This window comes from Gordonia crocea (genome assembly GCF_009932435.1).
GTDB lineage: Bacteria > Actinomycetota > Actinomycetes > Mycobacteriales > Mycobacteriaceae > Gordonia > Gordonia crocea.
On the sequence record NZ_BJOU01000002.1, the window covers coordinates 254,051 to 279,644 of the forward strand.

Consider the following 25,594-nt stretch of genomic DNA (forward strand, 5'->3'; position numbering starts at 1 on the left):
TAGGATGGCGCCATGTCCAACGACGAGACGGCTGCCGACGGCGGTATCCCCGTCTTTTCGTCCACAGCTAGGCGGATGGCCTGGACTGGGCTGGGCGTATCGGCAGTCGGGCTCGCCGTCTACTCCGTAATTGCTGGCCCCGATCGTTACGTGGAGCGAGGCGATCCGTATCCCGGCCAGCTGACTTCCCTCGCCGATGTCGTCGGGTACTTCTTGGTATCGGTTGCTGGGGCGCTCGTACTTGGCAGCCTGGTCTTTGTAGTGACGGTGGCCCGTCCCGCGGGGGGCTTTATTGATGCGCGGGTCTATCCCGCTCACCTGATGGTCACTCGGGCTAGTTCCTGGTTGGCCGTCGGCGCGTGGGCGATGGTTCTGGTAGGCGCAGCCGACGCGATGGGTACCAATCCGATTCGTTTGGTCGGTGAGGCCGCAGTGGGGGTTGGGATAGCCGTCAGTGAGACGGCAGTGGCCTGGATTGTTGTGGCCTGCTGCGCAACGGTGGTCGCAGTGGTGTCGCGATTTGTGTTGAGCTGGATCGGACACGTGGTCCTTTTGGTACCAGCATTCATTGCTGTGGTGGCGCCGTATATGGCCGGAAACGCGGGGCAGGGGCCCAATCATGACTATATGACCGGTTTGGCGATTCTTTTCGCGGCTTCACTCTCAGTGGGTTTGGGATATCGTTGGGCGTTTGCCTGCGCGCCGGAACTCAATGGCGACGACACCAGCCAATCTGTTCCTTCTCGGTGCCCGCTCATAGTGGTGATCGCCGACGTGGTCAGTTGGTTGAGCGGTGCGGGCCTGGTCGCTTTCCTGTTGCCCCAAAGGTTCGTATTCGACACGGCCTTTGGGGTCGCTGCGGTGGTTTTTATGCTCGCGTTATCGGCGCTGGGATACGTCGGGTGGCGCGAGCATCGCCTAGCGACCAGAGGCGTGTTAGGCCGTGACGTGCGTTTATCGATTGCTGGGGCGACGATACTGGCGCTTGTGGTCTTTGCCGCCTGGGCCGTCATGGACACCAGGGTCGCCCCGCGATTCCTCGCTCGAAGGTTCAGTGCCTTTGACGTACTCCTGGGATACCCGCTGCCCGGACCGCCCACCGTGCAGCGATTGGCCCTCTTCTGGCGGTTCGACGTTTTCATCGGAACGTTTTGCCTGGTGGCCGTCGGTCTTTACGTCTGGGGCGTGGTGCGTCTGATCCGACGGGGCGACCAATGGTCGCGGGGCCGCACCATGAGTTGGATTCTGGGTTGCCTCGCGCTGGTTTTCTTCACTTCGTCAGGTGTCCGATCGTATGGGTCGGCCATGTTTAGTGTGCACATGGCTGAGCATATGGCGCTGAATATGTTCATCCCGGTTTTGTTGGTGCTCGGTGCGCCGGCCACGCTGGCACTTCGCGCTTTGCCAACGGCCACCGCGAACGGATCGCCGGGGCCGAGAAAATGGGTGCTTTGGCTTCTGCATTCGCGCATCACCCGGGTGTCATCCAATCCGATTGTCGCTCTTGCGATGTTCGTCATGTCGTTGTATGTAGTCTACTTCACTTCCATCTTCGCCACGTTTGCAAAATACCACTGGGGTCACGTACTGCTGACGGTCCATTTCGTGATCGTCGGCTACCTATTCTTCTGGGTGATTCTCGGTATAGATCCGGGGCCCCGCCGACTGCCTTTCCTGGCGCGGATCGGCCTACTGTTCGCGGTAATGCCCTTCCACGCATTCTTCGGAATTGCGCTAATGACGATGACGACGGTGATCGCGGGAAACTTCTATAGTGAGTTGGCATTGCCATGGGTTTCTGATCTGAGTCGCGACCAATGGCTCGGTGGGGCCATCGCCTGGGGAGCAAGTGAACTCCCAGTCCTGATGGTGGTCGTTGCGATCGTCGTGCAATGGGCGAAATCAGATCGTCGCCAAGCTGCGCGCGCTGATCGTCACGCCGATACCTATGAGGATGACGAACTCAGTTCCTATAATGAAATGCTTGCCGCTCTAGCGAGATCTCGTCGCTGAGTTCTTCCAGGCAAGGGAGGTGCTAGTCGATGCAGTGTGAAGTTGCCCGTGAATCGTTGTCTGCTCGGGTTGACGGAGAACGGGAGATGGTTCCGGCGGCGCAGGTCGATGAGCATTTAGCTGGGTGCCGGGAATGTGCTCGGTGGTATGAGGCGGTCTGCTCATTCGACTTGTTCTCCCCAGATGTCGCTCCTGACCTGAGTGGCCAGATCATGGCCGACTTGCGCAACCGATCACGCGCTCCCGAGCACCGTGCTGCGCAGTCGCTGTGGGGAAACGTGATGCGGAGTCCGGCTGGATTGCCCACCGCCACGGTTGCCGCGACCATCGCGACACTCATGTGGTCGTTCGGCTATCTCCTGCGGGACTTGCCCACTTGGTATCCGGCAATTCATGGTGCCCTGGCGACAGCTACTCTGGTCCTGGTTAGTGCGTTGCTGGTATGTCGCTGGCGAAATCTCCGCGACCACAGGAAAGCGTCGGCCGATCGTCGGTTCGCAAGAGCGGCCGATGAAGCGCCGGAATCAGCTGAGGTTGTTCAACTGCGTCCACCTCGGCCCGACCCCGCGCCGCGCCGAGGGCCACGGGCGCTAGGTTGATCCGAAGTTTTGCAGACGCAGGCTGTTGGAGACAACAAATAGCGACGACAGGGCCATGGCAGCGCCGGCAATCAGGGGATTGAGTAGCCCCATTGCGGCGATCGGGATCGCCGCAATGTTGTAGCCGAACGCCCAGATGAGATTCGTCCGAATAGTCCGCTTAGTGGCATTGGCCAAGCTCAGTGCGGCTGGCGCCGAGCGTAGATCGTCACGGACCAGAATGATGTCAGCGGCGCCAATGGCAACGTCAGCACCGCGGCCGATGGCCAGGCCAAGATCAGCGGTGGCCAGTGCCGGCCCGTCGTTGATTCCGTCACCGACCATGGCCACGGCTCTGCCCTCGGCCTGCAGGGCCGCGATGACGGCTACCTTCTCGTCGGGTAGGACCTCGGCGATCACTTTGTCAATTCCAACTTGCTTCGCCACCCGATTGGCGACCGCAAGGTTGTCGCCGGTGAGCAGAACGGTACGAATGCCGGCCTTGTCCAAGGCCGCGATTGCCGGCGCCGAGCTAGGTTTGACGGTGTCGGCAATCGCAATCGCTGCGCACAGCTGGTCGTCGATGCTGACGAACACGGCGCTGTCACCTCGTTCGTGGGCGGTTCGACGCAAGGACGCGGCGCCAAACGGCGTGCTGCCCGATGCGGAAATCCAGCGGGGTGACCCGACTCGAACCGAGTGGCCCTCGACCAACCCCGTGACACCCTGACCAGGATGGGCGGTAAAGTCCTTGACCGGCGGGACCTCCCCAGTACACGCCGCGACCAATGCGGCGGCGACAGCGTGCTCGGAGGCGGCTTCGACGCCAGCCACGACTGCAAGGATCTCGTCGCGGCTCTGTCCCTCGGCGACCCACACGTCGGTCACGGTGAGTTCACCGACGGTGACGGTTCCCGTCTTGTCGAACACCACCGTGTCGATCTCCCGCGAGGTATCCATCGCCTGGTGGTTCTTCAAGAAGATGCCCAGTTGGGCTCCCCGCCCGGCAGACACCATCACAGCAATCGGGGTGGCCAAGCCAAGCGCGCAGGGACACGCGATCACGAGTACGGCAACCCCGGCAGCGATAGCGCGTTCGGCCGTGCCTTCCACGAGTAGCCAGCCCAGCACGGTGAGGATGGCAATGACGATTGCGGTCGGTACGAAGATTCCGGAGATCCGATCGGCAAGGCGCTGGGCGTTGGCCTTCCCGGACTGTGCCTGCTCGACGAGCCGCATCATTCCGGCCAGCTGGGTGTCGGCTCCCACCGCCGCTGCCTGGACGACCAGTCGTCCGTCCAACGCGGTGGTACCGCCGATGACTGCGTCGGCGACGGTCGCTTTGACCGGGCGAGACTCGCCGGTCATGGTGCTCATGTCCACCGACGCCCGACCGTTGGTGATGATGCCGTCGGTGGCGATCGTTTCGCCGGGGCGAACGATGAACGACTGACCTTCCTTCAACTCATCGGCCGGAATAGTCATTTCTTGCCCGTCGGCGGCGACGATCGTCACCGTCTTCGCGGTGAGTGCGGCGAGGGCGCGCAAGGCGCCGCCAGCCCGGGAGCGGGCCCGGGCCTCGAAGTAGCGGCCGGCCAGCACAAGAACCGTGACACCGGTGGCTACTTCGAGATAAATGGCGTCACTGCCCCAGATCGCCGACCAGACCCCGGTTGATTTCGAGCCCGCAGGCGTGGCGGCCGACCCAAACATCGTCCAGACCGACCACGCGGTGGCAGAGAGTATTCCCATGGACACCAAGGTCTCCATGCTCGCTGTGCGGGCGCGCAAATTCTTGACGGCGACCCGATAGAACGGTGCCGCGCACCAGGTCAGAATTGGAATCGCCAGGACGAGCAGGAGGAATCGCCAGCCTGCGAAGCGTGCTGAGGGGACTACCGCGAACAGGATCGACAGGTCGGCGAGCGGGATGAACAGGATGAGCCCGACGACGAGTCGGCGAAAGAGGCTACTGGCGTGGTCACCGTCGGTATCGGCAATTGGGGTGGGACGTGAGTCGCGCTCCGCTGCGCCATACCCGGCCTTGTCCACCACGTCGCACAACGCTGCTGCGCTGATTTCGGGGTTGGCGTCGATCGTGGCAACCCGCGTCGCATAGTTGACCGTTGCGCGCACGCCCTCGACCCGGTTCAACTTCTTCTCCACCCGGGCGGCACATGCGCCACAGGTCATTCCGGAGACGTCGAGCTGGATTCGCTGGGGGGCGTTGAGACCGGCGGGTTGGTCAGCTCCAGGTACTATCGGTGTGGATTCGTCCAGTGCGGTCACTGTGCCTACCTGTCCTTCTGCGCTTCTCAGGACGCTTCACCATTGCTGATGTCGTCCCGACCGAGACGTCCCGGTCTAGTTCACGCTCCGCAGCGTGGCTGGCGAGCTCGCCGCGATCAGCGATTCCCGGGCGCGGGCAACACGGGAGCGAATCGTCCCGACCGGGCAGCCGACTACCTCTGCGGCTTCTTGGTAGGACAGCCCGATGACCTGGGTGAGCACCAGTGCTTCGCGCCGGTCTGCGGGTAGCTGGTCGAGCAGCAGGTTGAGTTCCACAATGCCTTGCCAGGCGTTGTTGGCGCCGACGTGACGGTCAGCCGCGGCTACCCAGTCGACTGTGTCGGCGATGCGGGGTCGGCTCATCGCGTAGCGCACCTCGTCGGCGCAGGTGCGCCGTGCGATGGAGAGCAGCCAGGTGCGCGCGGTCGACTGCGCCTTGAAGCGAGGCAAACTCTTGAGCGCCCGGAGAAAGGTCTCCTGCGTGAGGTCGTCAGCAGTCTTGGCATGTCCGAGGTGGCAGATGAAACGCCACACGTCACGCTGAGTCGCGCGCACAAAGAACTCAAGCGATGCGTCGTCTCCACTTGCCGCGGCCAGGGCTGCGCTGGTGACCTCGGCATCATCGGCGTGGGCTTCTCGCATACCCCTGACGATAGTCGACCCGGCCGGCGATGGCGGTGGCGGGCCCTGGGTGCGCTACCTCTGCTGCGCGGTAGCCGAGTTCATTTCGCACATCATTAGTTGTCGCGTACCGGGACTTGGAAGTTCACAGCTTTCTCACTGCGCAGCGCCTTGATGAGTTTCGGCGCTATCACCAGCGCGAGGACAACGTCGTGGACTAGGTAGCCCACGCCCACGCCAACGATTCCCCAATGGGTGACCAGGACGGGGACCACCAGCAACAACCCCCCGGTGCCCAGCAATTGCACCACGGTGGGGAAGCCGATCTTTCCACTCACCCGTGCGATGCTTGCGTAGAGGTAGCCGACTGTCGAAATCAATTGGCAGCACGCCATGACCAGCAGCAAAGGTGTGCCAGCCGAGAAATACTCCCGCCCATAGAGGTAGAGGACGATTGGGCCGACGGCTCCGACGAGTAGCGCGCGGACAATGTTGATCAGGACGAGATTGGTGGCCAGGGTCCGGGTTAATTCCCAGCGTGATCGGCTAGGACGGCGGGAAGCCTCGGCGACGTAAGGGCCGGTGACCAGGGCCATCAACAAAATCGACGCCGCGACGATGGTCCACGAGATGTTGAAGAATGCGGCATCGGCGAGCCCACGTTGGCTGACGACAATGAGCGGGATCAGTAGTCCGGGCAGGGTCTGGGCGAGCATCCACGCCATTGCCCAGCCGGTGAAGGCGCCCAGGGCCTTGCGTTCGGGCAGCTCGGGTGTCGCGCGGCGGTCTTGGCGCAACGGTCCGATACGGGACAGCAAAAGTATCTCGATGACGACAACTGCGCCGAGGCTGGGAATAACCCAGCTCGACACCAGTGCCGTGGCGGTGCCGATGCCGGCGAACAGTATCGCCAGCACCAGCTTGCTCATCGCGTGGAACGTGTTCTTTGCGGCAGCCCAGCGACCGCTGCGTAGTCCGACCAGAATTGCGTCCAGCAGGCTAAAGGTGGCAAGCGTCGGCACCGCGAATAGGAAGAGCAATCCGACCAGATCGTGACCGTTGGCGAGTTCGCCGGGCCCGACCGCGAGGAAGACGGCGGCGAACAGTCCGGCCAGCGCGGCGGTGATCACCTGGCCGGCGAGGATGAGACGTCGCTGCAGCGATCCGGCGACCGGCAGGAACCGTTCGTACAACGGCCCCAGTGAGAGGTTGGCCAGGGATGCCAGCAGCAGCGCCGAATTGATCAGGGTTGATGCTCGGCCAACCTCGGCTACTCCGTAGTGTCGGGTCGCTGCGCCCCAGTAGGCCACGCCGAGCACGGCGTTGATCCCACTCGCTGCGAGCAGGCTCAGGGTGTCGATCTGCATGCGTGTCCGCGCCTGTTGTGGCGGGTGCACCGACGACACGGATTCTACCATTTGTAGAATAGTAGCCATGTCTATCGGCCGCGCTGAAGTGTCGACCAGTCCACACAGCGCAGACGTCACCCGCCGCCGTCGCGATATTGTGGGGTGTCAGTGAGCACGCGGACGTCACTTCGACGACGATATCCGCTGGTCATGGTGGTTGGGACCGTCCTATTCGTCGGCGCGGCGGTAGCCGCGATTGCCGTTGGGTCGGTCACCGTTCCCCCCGGCGAGGTTGTGCAGTCACTGGCTTTTCACCTCGGCGGGCTCGTCGCCGACGTTGCCGACAAACTGGGCGTGGCGATTCCGCGTCCCGCTCCGCCGGACAGTGCGGTCAACGACCTGATCGTCTGGAAGCTACGCGTGCCGCGCACGCTTGCGGCCATCGTGGTTGGGGCGGCCTTGGCCATCGCCGGAGCGGCACTGCAGGCGATGGTGCGAAACCCGTTGGCCGACCCGTACGTGCTCGGAGTCTCCTCGGGAGCCTCGCTGGGCGCGGTCCTGGTGATGTCGTCGGCGTCGGCGTTGTGGTTGCGCAACCTGGGCCTACCAACGGCTGCCTTCATTGGCGCCATGATCGCCTTGCTGATCGTTCTGCTCTTCGCTCATCGGAGTGGCACATTCACCGGATCCCGCATCGTGCTGGCCGGGGTGGGCGTCGGTCAAGTCGCTGCCGCGGCAACCTCGTTGGTCCAGTTGCACTCAGACCCAGCCGAGATACGCGGCATGCTCTTTTGGATGATGGGGAGTGTGGCTGGCGTGGACTCGTTGTCGGTATTGGTGATTCCGGCGGTGGTATCGCTGGGGTGCGTTGCCTTGCTGATGGTTCAGGGGCGCAGCCTCAACGCAGTCTCGATGGGCGACGATGACGCCGTAGCGCTGGGCGTGTCGGTCAATGCCTTTCGACTCCAGCTCATCGTTGTGGTCGCACTGCTCACCGGAGTGTCGGTCAGCATTGCCGGCGGAGTCGGATTCGTTGGATTGATGATTCCGCATATCGCGCGCTTCGCGGTCGGGGCGGACTACCGCCGGCTTCTCCCGGCGGCCGCTTTACTGGGCGCTGCCTTTTTGGTCGCGGTAGACACCGTCGCACGGTCGGTCGACCCGCCGAACGAGTATCCGCTGACCATATTCACCGCTGCGGTGGGCGGTCCCTTCTTCCTCTGGTTACTCAAACGGAGTCGGGCCGGAGGTGCAGTGTGACCAGCGACGACGCGGGCCGTTGGCGCCGCTCGCAACCGGCGAGGAATCAGCGACCACCCACCGTTGCCACCAGGGCGGTTTCGGTCGATATTGACGGTGTTTCGATCATCGCCGACGTTGATATCGCCATTCCAGCGGGCAGCCTTACCGCGATCGTCGGTCCAAACGGATCGGGCAAGTCGACTCTGCTGCGGGCGCTCTACCGTGCCTGCCGACCCTCTCGTGGAACTGCCCTGATCGGCGCTGCGGATGTCTGGCAGATGCCGGTACGTGACAGTGCGCGGCTACGAGCAGTGGTGACGCAGCATCACGGGGAGACGGCCGACTTCACGGTGCGCGAGATTGTGTCGATGGGGCGCACACCGCACAAGAGACCGTTGGAAGGCGATACCCGCCACGACCGGGACATCGTTGACGCGGCGCTGAACCGGGTAGATATGGCCGGGTTCGTCGACCGATACTTTCAGGACTTGTCGGGCGGAGAACGGCAGCGAGTGCTGTTGGCGCGGGCGCTAGCCCAACAATCGCCACTGATCATCCTGGACGAACCGACCAATCATCTCGACGTGCACGCCCAGATTGGCCTATTGGATATTCTCGCCGACCTCGAGGCCACCATCGTCGTCGCGGTCCACGACCTCAATCATGCATTGGCCTATTCCGACAACGTCGTGGTGATGTGCAACGGGAAGGTGGTCGCCGCCGGGCCGCCTGAGACAGTCATCACCCCGACCCTGCTCGCCGATGTCTTCCGCATCGAGGCCCGCATTTCGCGCAACCCGCTGACCGGCGACCACTACGTCGTTTACGGGCGCTGCCGGTAACCCGCAGTCGCCCGACGGCGCCAACCTGTCGGGCTCCTCGCCGCGCGTGCCCAGCATGAAGCGGGGCGGTGGGAACCAAACGCGAGTGGCGGCCGACTACTGGGTAAAGCAGCTTGGCCGACCCATGCGATTCGCGTGTCGGCACCAATCGGAGGTCGAACGTGACGGGCAGGGGAGTGGTGTCGTGGCGTAGGCGGGGAAAGGTGGTGCACACTCCGGGCGGGCCGACGGTATCCATCGTGGTCCCCGTCTTCAACGAGGAGCGCAACCTCTGTCACGTTTTACCGCTCCTGCCCGCCGACGCCGAGGTGGTCGTGGTCGATGGCGGTTCGAGTGATGACTCGCTCGGGGTGGTCGCCAGGTTGCGTCCGGATGCGGTCGTTGTGCAGCAAACCCGATGGGGCAAAGGAAATGCTTTGGCCTGCGGTTTCGCCGCGGCGACCGGTGATGTCATCGTCATGCTTGACGCCGACGGATCGGCCGACCCGCGAGAGATTGACTCCTTTGTCGCGGCGTTGACCTCCGGTGCGGACTTTGCCAAAGGCACGCGTTTCGCACCCGGTGGCGGAAGTGCCGACATCACCGTGATCCGACGGATCGGGAACTGGGGTCTGACTGTGCTCACCAATCTGCTCTTTGGCATGCATTTCACCGACCTTTGCTATGGCTACAACGCGTTCTGGCGAGACGTGCTGCCGCTGCTTGAACTGCCCGATCACGAACCCGCAGGCGGCGAGCAGCAGTGGGGGGACGGCTTCGAGATCGAAACGGTGATCAACTGCCGGGCCGCCACGTCCGGGCTGGTTATCCGCGAGGTGCCCAGTCACGAGCGGCACCGGCTACATGGTCCGAGCAACTTGCGGGCTGTTAGCGACGGGAGTCGAGTCCTGCGCACCCTGTTGGTCGAATACCGCGCGCGGGACCGGTCGCCGCAGCTGACGCCAGCAATCCGGCACTTCGCCGAGGACGGTGGGCGCGACACAACCCCTGGCTCGCGGGCGGTCTAGGCGTGGCAATCCCGATATCGACGGTGATCTGTTGCCACGACTCGCGGCGGTGGGAGGCGATCCAACGTTGCCTGGCGGCGGTGACAGCCCAGCGGCGCGAGGGCGACGAAGTCATTGTCGTCGTCGACCGAAATCCAGACCTGTATGCCCGCCTGAAGTCAGCCTCGGGTGGGGTCCGAGTTGTGCTCGGAGGTGACACCGGCGGGCTGTCCGCGGCACGAAACACCGGCCTGCAGAACGCGGCTTCGACGATTGTGGCTTTCGTCGATGACGACGCGGTTCCCGCTGGCGGTTGGCTGGACGCGATCGCAAAATCCTTCGCAGATCCACAGGTAATGATGGTCGGCGGTGAAATCTTTCCGCAGTGGCCAGGTGGCTCGCGACCGACATGGCTGCCGTTGCCCTTCGATTGGGTAGTTGGCTGCGACTATCAGGGAATGCCGCCGGTAGGGGCACCGGTCCGTAACCCAATCGGCGCGAACATGGCGGTGCGCCGAGACCTAGCCATCGCAGCGGGTGGATTCCATACCGGTTTGGGTCGGGCTGGGGAGAATGCTGCCGGCGCGGAGGAGACCGACCTCGCGATCAGGATGCGTCAGATTTGGCCAGCAAAAGAAATCATGCGCATCGGCGGCGCATCGGTCCGTCACTCGATCTCTCCGCTGCGGTGCAGCCGCCGCTACTTCATTCGGAGATGCATCGCGGAGGGACGTTCGAAAGCGATGCTCGGCCATCGGGGCGGGTATCGCGACTCCCTGTCAGCCGAACGTCGGTATCTGCGCTCAGCACTACCGCGGGCCGTTGCGGCCGACGTTGTCGGACTTCGTCGCGGGGACCTCAATGGGTTGCAGCGGGCTATCGCGACCATTATCGGGACCGGGGCGGCCGGATTGGGCTGGCTAACCGGGTTGGTGTCGCGGCCGCGCGGCACCGACGGTGCTTGGGGAATCGGCGCCGAGCCTACCTGCGTGGTCGATGTCGACGGTAGCAGCGGTGTGCCGGTCCGGCCGATCCCCGAACTGGGTCATCGGGCTGTCGACGCCGTCCACCTTCGGGTTCGTCTCGACGGACGCCAGATCGCCAGCATCCGAGTGCCGATCGGGCCGGCGATCCCGGCCAGTACGCAGATCAGGACCGCTGTCGACGGGGCAGTGGCCGGGGTCGGCCGACGCGCATATCCGACCTGGCCGGCAGTTGATCAGACGGTGACTGCCGCACTGTGCACCCTCGGGCGCAGTCCCAGGTTGGCCGCCACCGTGCAGGCGATCCTTGCCGAGCAGACGCTGGTTCCCGCGGAAGTTGTTGTCATAGACAACGACCCGCGCTCGGGGGCGACGCGCGCCGCGCTGACGGCAGTGGCGGACAACCCGCGGTTGCGAATTGTCGAGGAGCCGCGACGCGGGTTGTCCTGTGCCCGCAATACTGCCTTGGCGGCGGCTCGCGGCGACATCGTCGTCTTCACCGACGACGACGCGGAACCCGAACCCGACTGGCTGGAACGCCTCGCGGCCGTCTTTGCCGCCGATACCGATGGTGACGTTACCTGCGTGACGGGGGCGGTCATTCCGGCTGAGCTGGGGCGGGCCATCTTCCGGTGGTTTGAGCGGGCGGCCCGCTTTGATCGGGGCCTGGACCCGATGGTGTGGCACCCCGGCGTTAGCCGATCACTGGATTGGCTGCGTCGGTGGGAGCCGACAGCCAAGGAAGGGGCCCGGGGGTTGGCCTATCCGATTGCCGGGAGTGAATTCGGCTCGGGAAACAATATGGCCTTTCGCAGGGCGCGAATCATCGAACTCGGCGGATTCGATGAATTGCTGGGCGCTGGGACCTCGACGCGCGGCGGGGAAGACCTCGATGCTTTCCGTCGTGTCAACCTCGCTGGTGACGCGATCGTGTATCAGCCAGCGGCGATCGTACGTCACCACCACCGGGACAATCGCGCGGCATTGCGTCGGCAGTTGTATGGGTACGGCACCGGGATGTCGGCCAGTGTGTGTCGACATTTGGTGCGGGGGCCCAACGAAGCTGTCGGCGTCGCGCAAGCATTGCCCGGCGGTCTGCGGCTGCTGTTCGATCCGCGGTCGCCGAAGAACGCCGCTAAACGCGAGGGATATCCCCTCGCGCTGGGGGTCGTGGAGATCGTCGGCTACGCGGCCGGTCCGGCCCACTTGACGCTCTCGGCGCTACGCCGGGCGACCCGGCAGCGTGCGGCGACAACAAGACATATCGGCTCGGAGCGAGAGTTGCCCGTGTCGATGGACGTGCAGGTTGCAGCGTCTGTTGCCGAGGCCGGAAATGCCGGCTCGGCGGTGAGGTAAAGGACAGGTTGATGACGTCCATGGGACGAAGAAGTCGGGGGGCGCTGAGCGTTGCCGCTGCGGTAATGGCCGCTGGAATGCTGGTGGCGGGCCCGGCCCAGGCGAGGGTAGAGGGCGGCGACTCGGTGGTGGACGGGAAGAAGCGCAAGATCGCGGCCTTAGTGTCAGACACCCGGGTCGAATCGGTGGTACCGATCGACTCCAACCCGACGTCGCGACAGTGGCGGTACTCGGGCAAATCGACGTTGCGCATCACCGGCGGGGACGAGGACGAGGATGGCGCGAAGGTGGAGGATTGGGGCGGCACAGTGACCTTTGGCTTCCTGATCGGTTATCCGGCAACGCTGACCGGGTCGATTGGCGTGAGCTACTCGACCCCCAACATCACCTGGTGGGTGCCGCTGGAGCCCAGCCAGCAGGAGATCCGGGGACCGTATATCAACTGGAACATGCTTCCCACTGTCACTGGGAACCTCGCAGTCGGATTTGGTCCCGGAGTCCGGGCAGTAGATGCGACCACCGGCCAAGCCAAAGGGGCCGGGGGCGTGTTGCGGGTCAAGAACTTTCACGGTGCGGTCACCGGGGTACTCGGGCAGGTGACAATCCAGCCCTATATCCGGGTATGGAGCAATGAAGGCGACACCATCATGGTCTACGGGCGGAAGCATCTGTTGTGATGTCCCCGCCGGTGGCAGTGATCGACGGTGTGGGTGGCTACCTCCCACCCGGCGTGATCACCAATGCTGACCTCGGTGCGGAACTTGACACTTCCGACGAATGGATTCGCAGGCGTACCGGCATCGGCGCTCGGCGGTGGGTCGCGGACGAACGAATCGCCACCAGTGACCTGGCGGTACTCGCCGCTCGCCGGGCCATCGCTGCTCGAGGTGATGCGCAGGCACCGCTGGGCGCGGTGATTGTGGCGACGATGAGCCCAGACCGCCGAAGCCCGGCCACTGCCCCGGTGGTCGCCGACAAGCTGGGTCTGCAACCGGTGGCAGCCTTCGACGTTGGCGCCGCGTGCGGTGGCTTCGTCTATGCCCTTGCCGTCGCCTCGTCATTCGTGCAGAGCTCGTTGGCAGAGGCCGTCGTGGTGGTCGGTGCCGAGTGTATGTCTCGAGTGATCGACCGGACCGACCGGGCGACCGCCGTGCTCTTCGGGGATGGTGCGGGCGCCGTCGTGGTGCGGCGGGCGCGCTCGGGCGACGTCGGCAGAATCCACTGCTTCGATCTCGGTTCAGACGGCGCCAATGTTGATCTCATCACCCAAAAAGGTGGCGGTTCGCTGATACCGGAGCCGGTTGAAACGTCGGAGAAATGGCTACAGGTACAAGGGCGGGCGACCTACCGGCACGCCGTCGCTCGGATGAGTGCGTCAGCAACGGCGGTCCTCGAGCGAGCCGGTTGGCAGGTGGCTGAGATTGATGTGGTGGTGCCGCACCAGGCTAATGCCCGGATCATTGATGCGGTTGCCACGAATCTCGGCTTGCCGGCGGCCGCGCTGGTCAAGACCCTTCATCGGATGGGCAATACCAGCGCTGCGAGTATTCCGTTGGCATTGGCGCACTGTGCGGCGACCGGAGCACTTGCCCCGACTCAACGGGTCCTACTGACCGCTTTGGGCGGTGGGCTGGCGTGGGGCTCGGCCGCCGTCACGTGGGAGCATTCGGGCCAGGTCATCGACCCGTTGCTTGGTTGCGCTGACGAATCCACCGGCACATCAGCAGGTAAGAGTCCAGGAGAACTGGAGAACCGATGAGGAGGAGTCCGGGATGACCGAAGCGGTTATTGGGGATATCGACGTCGTCTATGCGGAGGTGCAGGCGGTACTGATCGGCGAGGGGCTGCTGGCGGACCGGCTGAAACCGGGGGCGCGGTTCGACGACCTCGGCGTCGACTCGATTTCGGTGGTCACGATTACCGAGCGGGTCGAGAAGCGACTGGGGATCTCGGTTCCCGACGACACGTTGGAAGCACTGCAGACCGTCGACGAACTCGTCGACGCAGTTCTCGCGGCTCGGGCTCGATAGCCACGTGCCCCCGGGGAGAGGCGACGGCGGCGGACTGCTGGCCGACTCGTCGGCCCTGGTCCTAGCGGCCGCAGTCAACGGTGCTGTCGGTGTCGTCTTCTGGGTGGTGGCGGCGCAGCTGCTTAATGTCGCCGACATCGGGCGGGCGACGACGGTGCTGATCGCGGCCACCACTCTCGGGACGTTGTCGAATCTGAGCTTGGGCCTGCTGTTTGAGCGCCACTTGGCCACTGCCGGGCGCTGGGGGCGTGCGGCGATCCTGCGTGGGCAGGCGATAGCCGCAACGCTGGCGGTCCTGTTAGCCGGTGCGTATACCTTCATCGCGCCTGACCTGCTCCTGCCGACGCCGGCAACAGGTCTCGGTTTCCTTGTTGTCACTGCGATCCTGGGCGCATTCGCCCTGCAGGACTCGGTGTTGATTGGGTTGCTCCGCGCTCGCTGGACGGCGCTGAAGAACATCATCCATGCGGTGGCCAAGTTGGTTCTACTCGTCGTCCTCGCGCCGCTGATCGACGGGGCGACGGTTGTAGTCGTTGCTTGGGTAGCGCCAGCGGCCGTTGCGGTAGCGGCGATACTCGTGGCGGTGGCGGTGCGCCATCGGACGCTGGTTCCGTTGACTGCCGTGCACGGCAATTCGGTTCGGCCGCAGCGCCTCGTGTCAGAGTCGATCAGCCTGCTCGGCATCGTCGCGGCGAGTGCGGTACTCCCACTGGCGATCCCGTTGGTTGTGCTCCAGCGTCAGGGATTGGTTTCAGCAGGCCACTTCGGGGTGGCCTGGACGTTGGTGACCGCAGCGGTACTGGTGGTCACGATGGTCGGGGCGCCGTTCGTTGCCCGCGTCGCAGCCAACCCCGAGCTGCTGCCCGGGCTATGGCGGCGCCAACTGATGATCGTGACCGGGGTATCAGTCATCGTGGCGACCGTGGTGGGAATCGGTGCGCCGGTGATCTTGTCGGGCTTGGGCGGCGAGTATTCGAGGAGTACCCGCCTCATGCTGATCCTGGTGGCCGTGTCGCTGCTCGCGGCGGTACCCGAACGGATCTTCGTGGCGATCGCCCGGGTCCGCCGACGGTTGGGGTATGCCGTTGCCGTTCAGGTCGGTATTTCGACCGGAGTCATCGTCATCAGTTGGCTCGGTTTGCCGCATTACGGCCTGCCGGCAGTCGGCTTCGGATTGCTCATCTGTGAATCCTTAGCAGCCTGCATCGTCGCGGTCCCGTTGTGGCGGCAGGTGCGGGCCGCCGAGTCAGCGTCGAAGGATCCGGGAACTACGCGGCGCCGCGTCGCGACCACTGCTGCGACCCCACCACAATTGGGTGTAGCAGAATGAGTCGGTGTAGGTGCTGGGCGAGGCCCGATAGAGGTGCGTGAATGACTGGTGCTGAAGGCCACGATGACCAGGTGGTCGAGCTCCCGACCTTGATCGATCGCCTGGTCCACAACGCCTCCTCTCGCCCTGATCAAGTGGCGCTCATCGATGCACGTTCGAGTGTGACCTACCGCGAGCTGTGGCGGCGGGCTCAGGGGGCGGCGCGGGTGCTGTCTTCGGCGGGCGTGGGTGCCGGCGATCGCGTGCTCCACATCGGCAGAGACGAGACAACCGTCTATGAACTCTTGTACGGGGTAGCCCTGCTAGGCGCGGTCCTCGTTCCGGTGAACTGGCGGCTCAGCGAGCCCGAGGTCGACTACATCATCGACCACTCGCAGGCGAAGCTGCTGGTCAGTGCCGAGGCTAGGCCCGGGGTATCCGGCGCGGCAATAACGATGACATGCGATGACTTTTCCGCTCGCGTCGCGGGGGCGGGCAGCGCAGACTGGACGGCCTTTCCCGCAACCGCCGACACGCCGGTCGTGCAGATGTACACCAGCGGGACTACCGGCTTCCCCAAGGGAGTGGTCCTGGCCCATCGCAGCTTCTTCGCGGTCCGGGACCTGCTCGACAGGTCCGGGCTGGACTGGATCGACTGGCGCGACGGGGATCGCAGCCTCATCGCCTTGGGGTCCTTTCATATCGGCGGCATGTGGTGGGCAGCCCAAGGACTCAACGCCGGAATCACCAACATCATCCTCCCCGCCTTCACCCCGGACGCGGCCTTGAGCGCTATTCGTCGACAGCGGGTCAGCACCACCTGCATGGCACCGGCGATGATTCTCATGCTGCTCGCCGAGCCTGGAGTCGTGCCCGCCGATTTCGCCTCGCTGCGCAAAGTTGTCTATGGGGGTGCGCCGATCGGAGCAGAACTACTCGAGCGGGCCCTCGCCACGATGGGCTGCGACTTCGGTCAGATCTACGGGTTGACCGAGACCGGCAACACGGCCGTGTGCCTGCCGCCAGCGGCGCACCGCCGCCCCGGCGCGCCACTGGCAGCAGCTGGGTACCCCTACCCGGGGATAGAACTGCAGGTCCGCGACAGCCGAGGAAATGTTGTGTCCGGTGGTGAGTCGGGGGAGGTGTTCGTGCGGACTCCGGCACGAATGGTCGAGTACTTCCGAAATCCTGAGGCGACCGCGCAGACACTTGTTGACGGATGGGTTCGGACCGGCGACGCGGGCTATCTCGATGATGACGGACTGCTCTACCTGCACGACCGAGTGAAAGACCTCATCATCGTCGCCGGCGAGAACGTCTATCCCGCGGAAGTGGAGAAGGTGATCAACACCCATCCTGCGGTGAGCGATTCGGCGGTCGTCGGCGTCCCAGATCAAGGTGTTGGTGAGAGCGTCCACGCAGTTGTGGTCGCAACGGAGGGCGCCGACCTCACTGCGCGAGATTTGATGCGGTTCCTCGCCACCCGGCTAGCCGGGTTCAAGCTGCCGGCAACGGTCGAGTTCACGTCGGAGATCCCGCGGAACCCGGCCGGAAAGACTCTGCGCCGGGTTGTACGGGAACGCTACTGGGTCGGGCGGGACCGAAATATCAACTGAGCACGACGCCCGACCGCCAACGCCTGAGTAGAGAGGAGTCCCACGGATGCTGACCCGAGCGCAAGTCTTGGCTGATATTGCCGATGCAGTTTTTGCCGAGGTCGACGAACTCTCCCACGACACCGATCTCGTTGACCTAGGCATGGATTCCATCAAACTTGCTGGGCTGCTGGAGCGGTGGCGCCGGGCCGGGGCACTGGTGCGCTTCGCCGACCTGGCGGAGAACACGTCGGTTGGGGCCTGGCTGGATTTTGTGGCGGCCGAATGATTGGGCTGCGCGCGAGTGGGCGATGGCAGGCATGACCGACGACCTGGAGTTGACGGCGGCGCAAGCCGGTGTGGTTGACGCAATGACAATCTGGCCCGGACATCCGATGCACGTCTTGGCCGAGTATGTCGAACTGCGCGGACCGGTCGACCCCGAGCGGTTGACCGCCGCGATCACCGAGATGATCACCGTGGTGCCGGCGACGCGGGTGCAACTGACCAGGGTGGACGGGGTAGTACGCCAACGGATCCGGCCGCCCGACGATGTCGCCGTCGACGTCGTCGATCTGCGTGCCGAACCGGATTCGGCGAGGTGCGCGGGGGCCCTCATCAGCCGCGACGCGCAGACGCCCGTTGACCCCTTTGCCGGGGTGACCGATCGGCACGTCATCCTGCTCCTCGACGAGGAGGTGACGTGGTGGTATCACCGGGCGCACCACGTCGCGTTGGACGGCTACGGGTTCGGATTGTGCTTTGCCGAAGTGGCTGATCGGTACCAGACGCCCGGATCAGGGTTCACCGCCGACGAAGCGATGCGCGCCTATCGAGATCTCACTCGGCGGGAGCGGGAGTATCACCGCAGCGAACAGGCAGCGACCGACCAGCAGTATTGGCAACGGCTGGTCGCTGATACGCCTGCGTCGGCTTTGGCCGCCGCGACATTGCCGACCGCGGGGGTGTCCACCGAGCCGGGTGTTGGCCGCGGCCACGACAAGATTCGTCGGCGCTCGGCGATCCAGGGAGCCAACCGGTTCGGTGGCACGCTCCCGTTAGTTGAGGCCATTGTGGCCGCGGTGGCCTTGGTGGTCTCGCGCAACGCCCGGCGCGAGACGGTCATTCTGGGCATACCGATGATGAATAGGCTCGGGTCTCAAGCTGCCCGAGTGCCCTCGATGCTGGTCAACGTGGCCCCGATTCCGGTACGGGTTGACCCTGCCGCGACAGTTGCCGAGGTGGTTCGCGCGATCGGCCGCGATATCGCACGGTCTCGGCGCCACGCGCGATACCGCCATGAGTGGTTGCGTCGGGAGTTGGGTCGGGTAGGGGGCGGACGGGCATTGTTCGGTCCGGTCGTCAACGTAATGGCTTTCGACTACGACTTTGGGATCGCTGGTGTGTCGGCGCGCGCGACCAACGTTGCGGCGGGCCCGGTTGAGGATCTTGCGCTGCAGGTCTACCTACGAAACGATCGGGTGGAATTGTGTCTGGATGCGAACCCGGACCGGCATCGCGAGCGTGAGGTCGATGGCTACCTGGCGGTGATCACCGCCACGCTTGAGGCGATGCTGGCCGCGCCGGATGCGCTGGTATCTGAGATTGCGCGTGACTACCGAGAGCTCTCCGCCCCGGTGGATGCTCCGGCGCCGGACCTATCAACCACACTTGCCAGGTGGCTGCGGGCGGATCCTGACGCGCCAGCCTTACGTACCGGCGGCGCGGTAGTGACTCGGGGGGAACTCGATCGCATCGTTGATCATCGTGCCGTAGCCATGAGCGCCGCGGGTGTGCGCGCAGGTGCGGTGGCGCTGGTGCCCACCGACCCGTATCGCGACCTGGTGAATGTTCTTGCCGTCCATCGCTTGGGTGGCGGGCATGTGGCCCTGAGTCCGGCCTGGGGCATGGATGAGGATTCCCTGGATCGGCTGGGCGTGTGCGCGGTGGTGACGGGACAGGACTGCCGGATTAGAGTGCCGGGGTCGGCCACCCATCCACTCCCCGCGGGGGGCTATGCGGTGACCACGTCGGGTTCGACCGGGCGCCCGAAGATGGTGCGTGTCGGCCCCGAGGCATTGGCCGCCTTCGTGGCAGATATTGTCCCGGCCTACGGTTGGGGCCCCGACGACACTGTCGCTTGGCTGGCTCCGCTGCATACTGACACCAGCATCGAAGAGATCTTTGGCGCGCTCGGCGCGGGGGCGACGTTGGCCATCCCGGCCGGCTACGGCCCATTTGCTCCAGCCGACCTCGTCGACCTGGTCATCGACTTGGGTGTCACGGTGCTGGATCTGCCGACGTCGGTCTTCAATGAATTGGTTTTGCACTGCCAAGGACACGGCCTTCCCGTCGGCCTGAAGCAGGTCGTTATCGGTGGGGAGGTCGCCTCGGCAGCTCACCTTGAAACGTGGCGGGCCGCCGGTGGGCCGCCGGTATGGAATTCTTACGGGCCCAGCGAAGCCACTGTGGTGAGCAGCTGCGGGCCGGTTGAAGTGACCGCGAGCGGGGCTGTGGCGCTGGGTGAGTTCCTGCCACATACCGGGGCCCTGCTGCGTGTTGACGCCGCCGTACCGGGGCACTACTGGTCCGCGAGCCGGGCAGTGGGGGAGCTGCTCCTCTATGGTCCGCCGCTGGCGAACGGATACGACGGACAGCCTGAAACCAGCTTTGTCACCATCGTCGGCGATGACGGGAACCAGACGCGAGCCTTTGCAACGGCCGATCTGGTGGCGGTATCGCACGATGCAAAAACGGTTGAGTTCTTGACTCGCTGTGATGGGGTGGCCAAGGTTGGCGGCCGTCGGGTCGACCTTGCTGCGGTCGAAGAGGTGCTGGCGGCCCAACCGGGTGTTCGGGTGGCCGCAGTGTCGCCAACAGCTCACGGGGCAATCCAGGCGTTCATCGTGGCAGATGAATCGGCGGCGACGGCCCCAACTGCGGCCGTGCTGCGGCAGAGTTGCCGGCGAAGTTCCCCGCACCTGCCAGCTCTGGGGCCTATCCATTTCGTGGCGGCACTGCCGCACCGCGCTCTTGCCGTCCAAGCCGCTTCCGCTATCGGATCGAGTGCCCCCGAAAAAGCGACGGGCGAGCTGGTTCGCGCAGTGGTAACCGAAGTCCTCGGGCATCGACCCGGCGATACCGAGAATATCTTCGACGCGGGGGCGACCAGTATGCAGGCGGTGATACTGGCCAGCCTCCTGGGTCAGCGGACGGGTCAGTCAGTTCGCGCCGACGATGTTCTGACGGGGGCGACGATAGTAGCGATTGCCCAGCGGTTGACCGAATCAAAGGCCCGTCCGCTGGCCAAGTCGATGACCGCAGACTTGCGCCGGGGGGAGTCGGCGTTGAAGTCGTGCGCTGCCCCTCGGTCCTCGCATCAGCCCGCTGTAGTGCTGGCGACCGGTACCACGGGGTTCGTCGGGATGCAGATTCTGCGCGCACTACTCGCCGAGGAGGGGGTCGGTGTGGTCGCGCCGGTGCGCGCAACCGACAATGATCACGCCGTTGAACGGCTCATTCGCGCCGCCGGTGAAGCGCTGGCACCGGCCATCGGATCCGCAATCACGCAGGGGCGTCTTCGAGTGGTTGCCACGCCGGCGTCGCAGGAGTCAAGCGCAGTTGTTGACCAGGTGGGTGCCGACCTAACCCACATTGTTCATTCGGCCGCTCGGGTCGACGCATTTCTGCCCTATGACGGACTTCGGGGGGACAACGTCGAACCGACGGTTGGCCTGCTGCAGACCGCCATGGCAGCGGGGTTGCGGTTCCTCTACGTGTCCACGGCCACCGCGGCGGGTCCGGACGGCGGCCTCGCCGAGCCGACGACGATTCCCACCGGCTACGCGCAAACCAAGTGCGTCGGTGAACACCTTGTCGCTGTCGCCGCTGCTCGAGGTCTGGACGCGGTCGTGGTGCGGTTGGGACGGGTACTCGCCGATCCGACCGCTCGGCCCCGGGACGACTTCTTGTGCCGGGTGGCAGCAGCGGCGGCGGCCGTGCGAGCGATTCCCGACGTGGCGCTACGCGAACCGATGTGCTTTGCCGGCGACGCGGGGCAGCTCATTGCTGAAATCGCGGTGCAAGACCCACCCGGAGACCGGGGACAGGTCGGAATCATCGATGTACGCGGGGGAGAACCGGTCGGCGTTGCCGATGTGCTGTCCGGATTGGTGCCCCATGCGCGCAGGGTCGAGCTATCGACGTGGCGAGGGTTGGTCAGCGAGGTGGGCGAACTCAATGAGATCGACCGCGCCGCCGCGCTGAGATGGTGTGACCTCCTTCTTGGTGGCTTCGCCGATCGTGGGTGGCAGACCAGATATGCGCGGTCGGTAGCGATAGTCGATACCGACGGCGCCATTGCCGCTTTGTCCACTGACCGCTCAGTCGGAGTCGGCAATGGATGAGATTGACCGTTGTGAGCGGGGCGGCGTCGTCGCGGTGATCGTTACCCACAATCGTGTGGGGTTGTTGGCTGAGGCCATCAAGTCGGTGCTCGACCAGACCGTTCGCGTTCGCCGTGTGATTGTGGTCGACAATTGCTCGACCGATGAGACCTGGTCCTATCTCAAGGGATCTGCTGACCGGGTTGGCGGGATCCGCACCGCGGCGAACACCGGAGGTGCCGGTGGATTCGCGCGCGGGATTGCGTGGGCCTGCGAGCTCGGCGCAGAGGCCATTTGGCTGATGGATGATGACGCGGTTGCCCAACCGGATTGCCTCGAGGAGTTGCTCCGGGCACGGGCAGTGGCGAACGGGGCGCCCTTTGTCGCTCCCCTCGTGCTAGAGCCCGGCGGTGCGTTGGGGCCGCGGAATCGACCCTTCCTGTCGGCCGATTTTCCCCAGGGGGTGGCGGCGGCGCGCAATGGCCATGGCGCCTGTCTCGCGGCCTCCTTCGTTGGTCCGTTGATCGACGGCGCTGCAGCGCGCGCGACGCATGCGCCGTTGGAAGACTTCTTCATTTGGCATGACGACACCGAGTACTTGGCGCGGTTGGCGACAGGCGGATCGGGGCGCTATGTTCCCGCTGCGGCGGTAGTCCATCGGCCGGTAGGTGCGGGGCCCGGCCACTTTCGGGCGGACCGGGCCCGGGGCAGTATCCGAAACCTTGTCTGGTGCGTTCGCGAGGCACATTCGTCGGCGATTGGGGTGCGGGCCTGGCTGGAGCTGCTGCGCGTAGTTTCGGTGCAGCAAGTGGGCACCGGACAGTCCATACCGACGGCGCTGGGCGCCGTCGTGGCGGGGGTGTGGGACGGGATCCGCAGTCTGCCTCGGCACCGCACCTTGGCCGAAGTGCTCGCCGAAAGCCGCGAAGGTGACGAGCTGATCCGGCTGGCTGTCGCAGGGAACTCCAGCGCTGCGCCCAGCGACTACTGTGAATGAGACGTTTGTCGGCCGATCGGCCAGAGATGAGGAGTGGTGATGAAGCGATCACAGCGGTGGCGCACGACGCTAACCGTCGGGGCGGCGGCAGGAGCTGCTCTCATACTTGGATCGTGCTCGGTCAACACTGCCTACGACTCGGCCAGCTCGACCGCGCAATTGGGGACGGGTTACCCGGTTGTGGTGAACAACTGCGGTTTCACCCAAACGTTCACCGAAGCTCCCAAACGAGTGCTGTTGCTGCAGGGTGCCTCGGTTGGCGAAGCTACCACGCTGATCGAGTTGGGGGTTGCCGGGTCAGTGCTGGCCAGCGCCCAGCATTACGGCGTATCCGACATCCCAGGGATGGCCGCGAAGGTCGACGCCCTGCCCAAAGATGGGCTGAAGCTCAATGCCGCGATGGATGTGCCGGCCGAGCAGGTGTTGGCACGCCGACCCGACCTGGTTATCTCAACGTGGTCGGGTGGGTTTGACCCGAAGTTCGGCTTCGCCAGTCGCCAGACGTTGGAGCAGGCAGGGATCCGAACCCTGGTCAATCCGGTCAACTGTGCCTACGGGAAGGCTGGCAACGTCACCACTGCCGAGAAGACCGCCTACGAAAACGGATCGGTCGTTTCATCGTTGGAGTTCATCACCCTGATGGGCCGGGTCTACGGCGTCGAAGATCGTGCCAAGAGCGTCGTCGACGGTCTCCGTGACCGGATACGTACCGTCGGTGTCAAAGTCGTGGGTAAGCCGAAGAAGAAGATGCTCATCGCCTACCCCGACATGAGCGTGATGAACTCTAACGGCTTGCCTGCCGTTTTCTCCGGAAACATCTATGACTCGGTGGTGCGCTCCGCGGGCGGTGAGCCGAGCTTCCCCGGCGGTGGCTCACAATTGACCAGCAACCTCAGTGCTGAGCAGCTGGCGGCCGCCGAAGTCGACGTGCTGGTCATCGGGGCCTGGCGTCCGGGTGAGGACCTGGCCGCCGAGGCCCGCAAGCTCTTCGCCGCCTACCCGCAATGGTCGGCGTCGAAGACGAAGACTTTTGTCGCGGTGTCCGATGGGCCGTACCTGGGGCCGGCCAACGCGGCGGCGATCGAGAAGATTGCCAAGGTTGCCCACCCTGATGCCGGTTGGTGACGCTGGCGCCAATCTAAATAGTCAGGAACCGAGTACCTACTAGGACCGACCACTCTCTGTAGTGACCCTAATCGGGTCCGTTTCTCACCGACGAAGTCGTCGATAAGGAATCGGCTATCAGGGAGGACCGATGGTTCAGGTCGAGCCGAGTGTTGCACTCGTTGAGGGGCTCACCCGCCTGACGGCAGCACAGGTGCGTGGTTTGGTCGCCACGGCCCTAGCCTGCGGACCCGGGCGCCGAGCCGTCGACCGGTCTGATCGATGGATCATCGTCGCGGTGGTGCTGGTCTGCTTAGCTGCAGGATGGATCGTCCCGCTGATCGGGGTGGCTGCTGGCATCGCGGTCGTTGACCTAGTGGTCGCGACGCGATACATCGCCGTGGCCATTATCGACGACTACCGGGTGAATCGGTTCGACTATCGCGCCCGGGCCGAGAACGGGGCTGCTGATCCGTCCTCCATCACCAATGCGATCCGTACGTCGCTTCCGGCGCGTATCGGGGTAACGAGTCTGGTCAGCGCCAGGTAGCGTCCACCCGGCGCGAGCCGGATCCGGGTGTGTCCGGGTATCTGGAAGCCGGTCGGGACCTCCTGGTTCAGCCGAACGCCGTCCGCGCGTGACAAGGTTTCGTAGAGCTGGATGAACGGCGATGGCGGCGATGTCGCGGTCCGGATCGTGACGCTCCTCGCGCCGATATTCACGATGTCGGCATAGGCGCTGGTGGAACCCGACGCTGCCGATCGGACCCAGGCGTTGTCGACGCGGATGCGGCTGCCCTCGTCGTCGGTGCCGGGCCGACCAGCGGCAGCACATCCGATCAGCGATGAGCAGCCGAGCGCGGCAGCCAGCATAGCCACCGTGGCTCCCACGGGCTTCACCGCTGCGGCCTTGTTCGCAGCGCGCGCCGTCGCGCCCGAAGCCACCACAGCCACCCGCCCCCAAGGGTCGTCAACGCGATAGCCAGTTCACCTGCGGGGGCCAGCACCGTCGTCTCGCCGCTGGCCTCAACCTGGTAGGTTTCGACCAATGGTTCATCGCTGAAATATTGCACCGCCTGCGCGACGAAGGGGACCGAGATCACCGCGTGCGGCTTCACCGTTACCGTCGGCAGGATAGTCACTGGAATCTGGCCGGAGACGCTTCCGCCGGGAAAGATGGTGATGTTGGCGCGGCGCTGCGTGGCACCGGAGAGGCCGAAGAGCGACTCGACGCCGACCTCAAGATTTCCGTGAACGACTGCATTGCCATCGTTGATCAACTCATAGGTCATCATGGCTGGCCGGCTTCGAAATGGGATGGCCACGGGCGTCGTCGATGTGAGCGACACCCGGCGAAACATGAGGTGTTGGCGGCGTTCGCCGGGAATCTTGACATAGAGCGGGGTCGTTGCGCGGCGCGCTGACGGCGGCGCATCGAGATCGTCGACGATCAGACCGGCCGCATGGTCACCCGCGGACGCGTCGCTGGGCACGGTAAGGGTGAGGTGGACGGGGATGGATGACTCCCGCGGAACGACGATCTCCCTATCGGGCACCCGCACCCAAGAGGCCGGCCCGGTGATCGGTGCGGGAATCACGTGCTGCAACTGACCGTTAATGCTGACCAGGCCGGAGGGACGAATTCGAAATCGCCGGGCCGATGCCGAGCGGTTGACGATGTCGACGACTGCCGGGGTGGTGGCGCCCGGGTAGGCCATCACTCGCGCACCGGCGGAGTCCAGCGGGCTGAGGGAGGTATTCGCGGTGGCCGAGGCGGTGTCGAGGATGTGGGTCCGCACTTCCAGGACCGAGGCGCCCGCGCGGGGCGCTTCGGTTGGGGCGAGTGTGAACCCCACTGCGCCAAGCGCAAGCGCGGCGCCGACCAGTCGGCTCGCCACACAACTCCTACTCGCTG

General features: G+C 64.8%; 20 protein-coding genes. 15 read left to right on the forward strand and 5 right to left on the reverse strand.

Annotation, left to right across the window (positions count from 1 at the left end; all coding sequences use genetic code 11):
* Positions 1-12: 12 nt before the first annotated feature.
* Together nbrcactino_RS12925 and nbrcactino_RS18220 are read left to right on the forward strand one after the other, a co-directional pair.
* Entirely contained in the window at positions 13-2,013 is a 2,001-nt protein-coding gene (locus nbrcactino_RS12925; RefSeq protein WP_228460859.1) for a cytochrome c oxidase assembly protein, read from the forward strand.
* A gap of 29 nt (positions 2,014-2,042) precedes the next feature.
* Positions 2,043-2,612 (forward strand): zf-HC2 domain-containing protein, encoded by a 570-nt coding sequence (locus tag nbrcactino_RS18220; protein ID WP_228460860.1) that lies wholly within the window; start codon positions 2,043-2,045, stop codon positions 2,610-2,612.
* Here nbrcactino_RS18220 and nbrcactino_RS12935 read toward each other — a convergent pair.
* From nbrcactino_RS12935 to nbrcactino_RS12945, 3 genes are all read right to left on the reverse strand, one after another.
* A complete protein-coding gene (locus tag nbrcactino_RS12935; RefSeq protein ID WP_267130407.1) occupies positions 2,604-4,871 on the reverse strand; it encodes a heavy metal translocating P-type ATPase in 2,268 nt (755 codons plus the stop codon). The two genes, nbrcactino_RS18220 and nbrcactino_RS12935, sit on opposite strands and share 9 nt — an antisense overlap.
* Positions 4,872-4,955: 84 nt before the next feature.
* Entirely contained in the window at positions 4,956-5,522 is a 567-nt protein-coding gene (locus tag nbrcactino_RS12940) for a sigma-70 family RNA polymerase sigma factor (protein WP_161927955.1), read from the reverse strand.
* 95 nt (positions 5,523-5,617) lie between these two features.
* Positions 5,618-6,868: a lipopolysaccharide biosynthesis protein gene (locus nbrcactino_RS12945; RefSeq protein WP_161927956.1), complete on the reverse strand. Its 1,251-nt coding sequence runs from the start codon at positions 6,866-6,868 to the stop codon at positions 5,618-5,620.
* A 192-nt stretch (positions 6,869-7,060) separates the two neighbouring features.
* On the opposite strand from nbrcactino_RS12945, the gene nbrcactino_RS12950 reads away from it, so the two are divergent.
* From nbrcactino_RS12950 to nbrcactino_RS13010, 13 genes are all read left to right on the forward strand, one after another.
* On the forward strand, positions 7,061-8,110 hold the full coding sequence (locus tag nbrcactino_RS12950; RefSeq protein ID WP_161927957.1) for a FecCD family ABC transporter permease: 1,050 nt from the start codon (positions 7,061-7,063) through the stop codon (positions 8,108-8,110).
* Positions 8,107-8,934 (forward strand): ABC transporter ATP-binding protein, encoded by an 828-nt coding sequence (locus nbrcactino_RS12955; protein ID WP_161927958.1) that lies wholly within the window; start codon positions 8,107-8,109, stop codon positions 8,932-8,934. Before nbrcactino_RS12950 ends, nbrcactino_RS12955 begins: the two co-directional genes overlap by 4 nt.
* Positions 8,935-9,137: 203 nt before the next feature.
* Positions 9,138-9,941 (forward strand): glycosyltransferase family 2 protein, encoded by an 804-nt coding sequence (locus nbrcactino_RS12960; RefSeq protein WP_228460861.1) that lies wholly within the window; start codon positions 9,138-9,140, stop codon positions 9,939-9,941.
* A gap of 23 nt (positions 9,942-9,964) precedes the next feature.
* Complete coding sequence (locus nbrcactino_RS12965) at positions 9,965-12,259, forward strand: glycosyltransferase family 2 protein (RefSeq protein WP_228460871.1); 2,295 nt, start codon at positions 9,965-9,967, stop codon at positions 12,257-12,259.
* An 11-nt stretch (positions 12,260-12,270) separates the two neighbouring features.
* Positions 12,271-12,936 carry an MspA family porin gene (locus nbrcactino_RS12970; RefSeq protein ID WP_161927960.1) on the forward strand — a complete coding sequence of 222 codons (666 nt, stop codon included), beginning with the start codon at positions 12,271-12,273 and terminating at the stop codon, positions 12,934-12,936.
* Positions 12,937-12,947: 11 nt separating this feature from the next.
* Positions 12,948-14,018 (forward strand): beta-ketoacyl-ACP synthase III, encoded by a 1,071-nt coding sequence (locus nbrcactino_RS12975; protein ID WP_228460862.1) that lies wholly within the window; start codon positions 12,948-12,950, stop codon positions 14,016-14,018.
* A gap of 13 nt (positions 14,019-14,031) precedes the next feature.
* Complete coding sequence (locus nbrcactino_RS12980) at positions 14,032-14,289, forward strand: acyl carrier protein (protein WP_161927962.1); 258 nt, start codon at positions 14,032-14,034, stop codon at positions 14,287-14,289.
* A 4-nt stretch (positions 14,290-14,293) separates the two neighbouring features.
* A complete protein-coding gene (locus nbrcactino_RS12985) occupies positions 14,294-15,619 on the forward strand; it encodes a lipopolysaccharide biosynthesis protein (RefSeq protein ID WP_161927963.1) in 1,326 nt (441 codons plus the stop codon).
* A 41-nt stretch (positions 15,620-15,660) separates the two neighbouring features.
* A complete protein-coding gene (locus nbrcactino_RS12990; protein WP_161927964.1) occupies positions 15,661-17,214 on the forward strand; it encodes an AMP-binding protein in 1,554 nt (517 codons plus the stop codon).
* A 46-nt stretch (positions 17,215-17,260) separates the two neighbouring features.
* Positions 17,261-17,482, forward strand: coding sequence for a phosphopantetheine-binding protein (locus nbrcactino_RS12995; protein ID WP_161927965.1), 222 nt, complete (start codon positions 17,261-17,263; stop codon positions 17,480-17,482).
* A 31-nt stretch (positions 17,483-17,513) separates the two neighbouring features.
* Positions 17,514-21,599, forward strand: a complete 4,086-nt coding sequence (locus nbrcactino_RS13000) for a condensation domain-containing protein (protein ID WP_161927966.1) — start codon at positions 17,514-17,516, stop codon at positions 21,597-21,599.
* Positions 21,592-22,575, forward strand: a complete 984-nt coding sequence (locus nbrcactino_RS13005) for a glycosyltransferase (RefSeq protein WP_161927967.1) — start codon at positions 21,592-21,594, stop codon at positions 22,573-22,575. The genes nbrcactino_RS13000 and nbrcactino_RS13005 overlap by 8 nt, the downstream gene beginning before the upstream one ends.
* Before the next feature lie 39 nt (positions 22,576-22,614).
* On the forward strand, positions 22,615-23,700 hold the full coding sequence (locus nbrcactino_RS13010) for an ABC transporter substrate-binding protein (RefSeq protein ID WP_161927968.1): 1,086 nt from the start codon (positions 22,615-22,617) through the stop codon (positions 23,698-23,700).
* Positions 23,701-24,117: 417 nt separating this feature from the next.
* Here nbrcactino_RS13010 and nbrcactino_RS13015 read toward each other — a convergent pair whose 3' ends face one another.
* Together nbrcactino_RS13015 and nbrcactino_RS13020 are read right to left on the reverse strand one after the other, a co-directional pair.
* On the reverse strand, positions 24,118-24,552 hold the full coding sequence (locus nbrcactino_RS13015; protein WP_161927969.1) for a copper chaperone PCu(A)C: 435 nt from the start codon (positions 24,550-24,552) through the stop codon (positions 24,118-24,120).
* Between the two features lie 23 nt (positions 24,553-24,575).
* Positions 24,576-25,577, reverse strand: a complete 1,002-nt coding sequence (locus nbrcactino_RS13020; RefSeq protein WP_161927970.1) for a COG1361 family protein — start codon at positions 25,575-25,577, stop codon at positions 24,576-24,578.
* Positions 25,578-25,594: the final 17 nt, after the last annotated feature.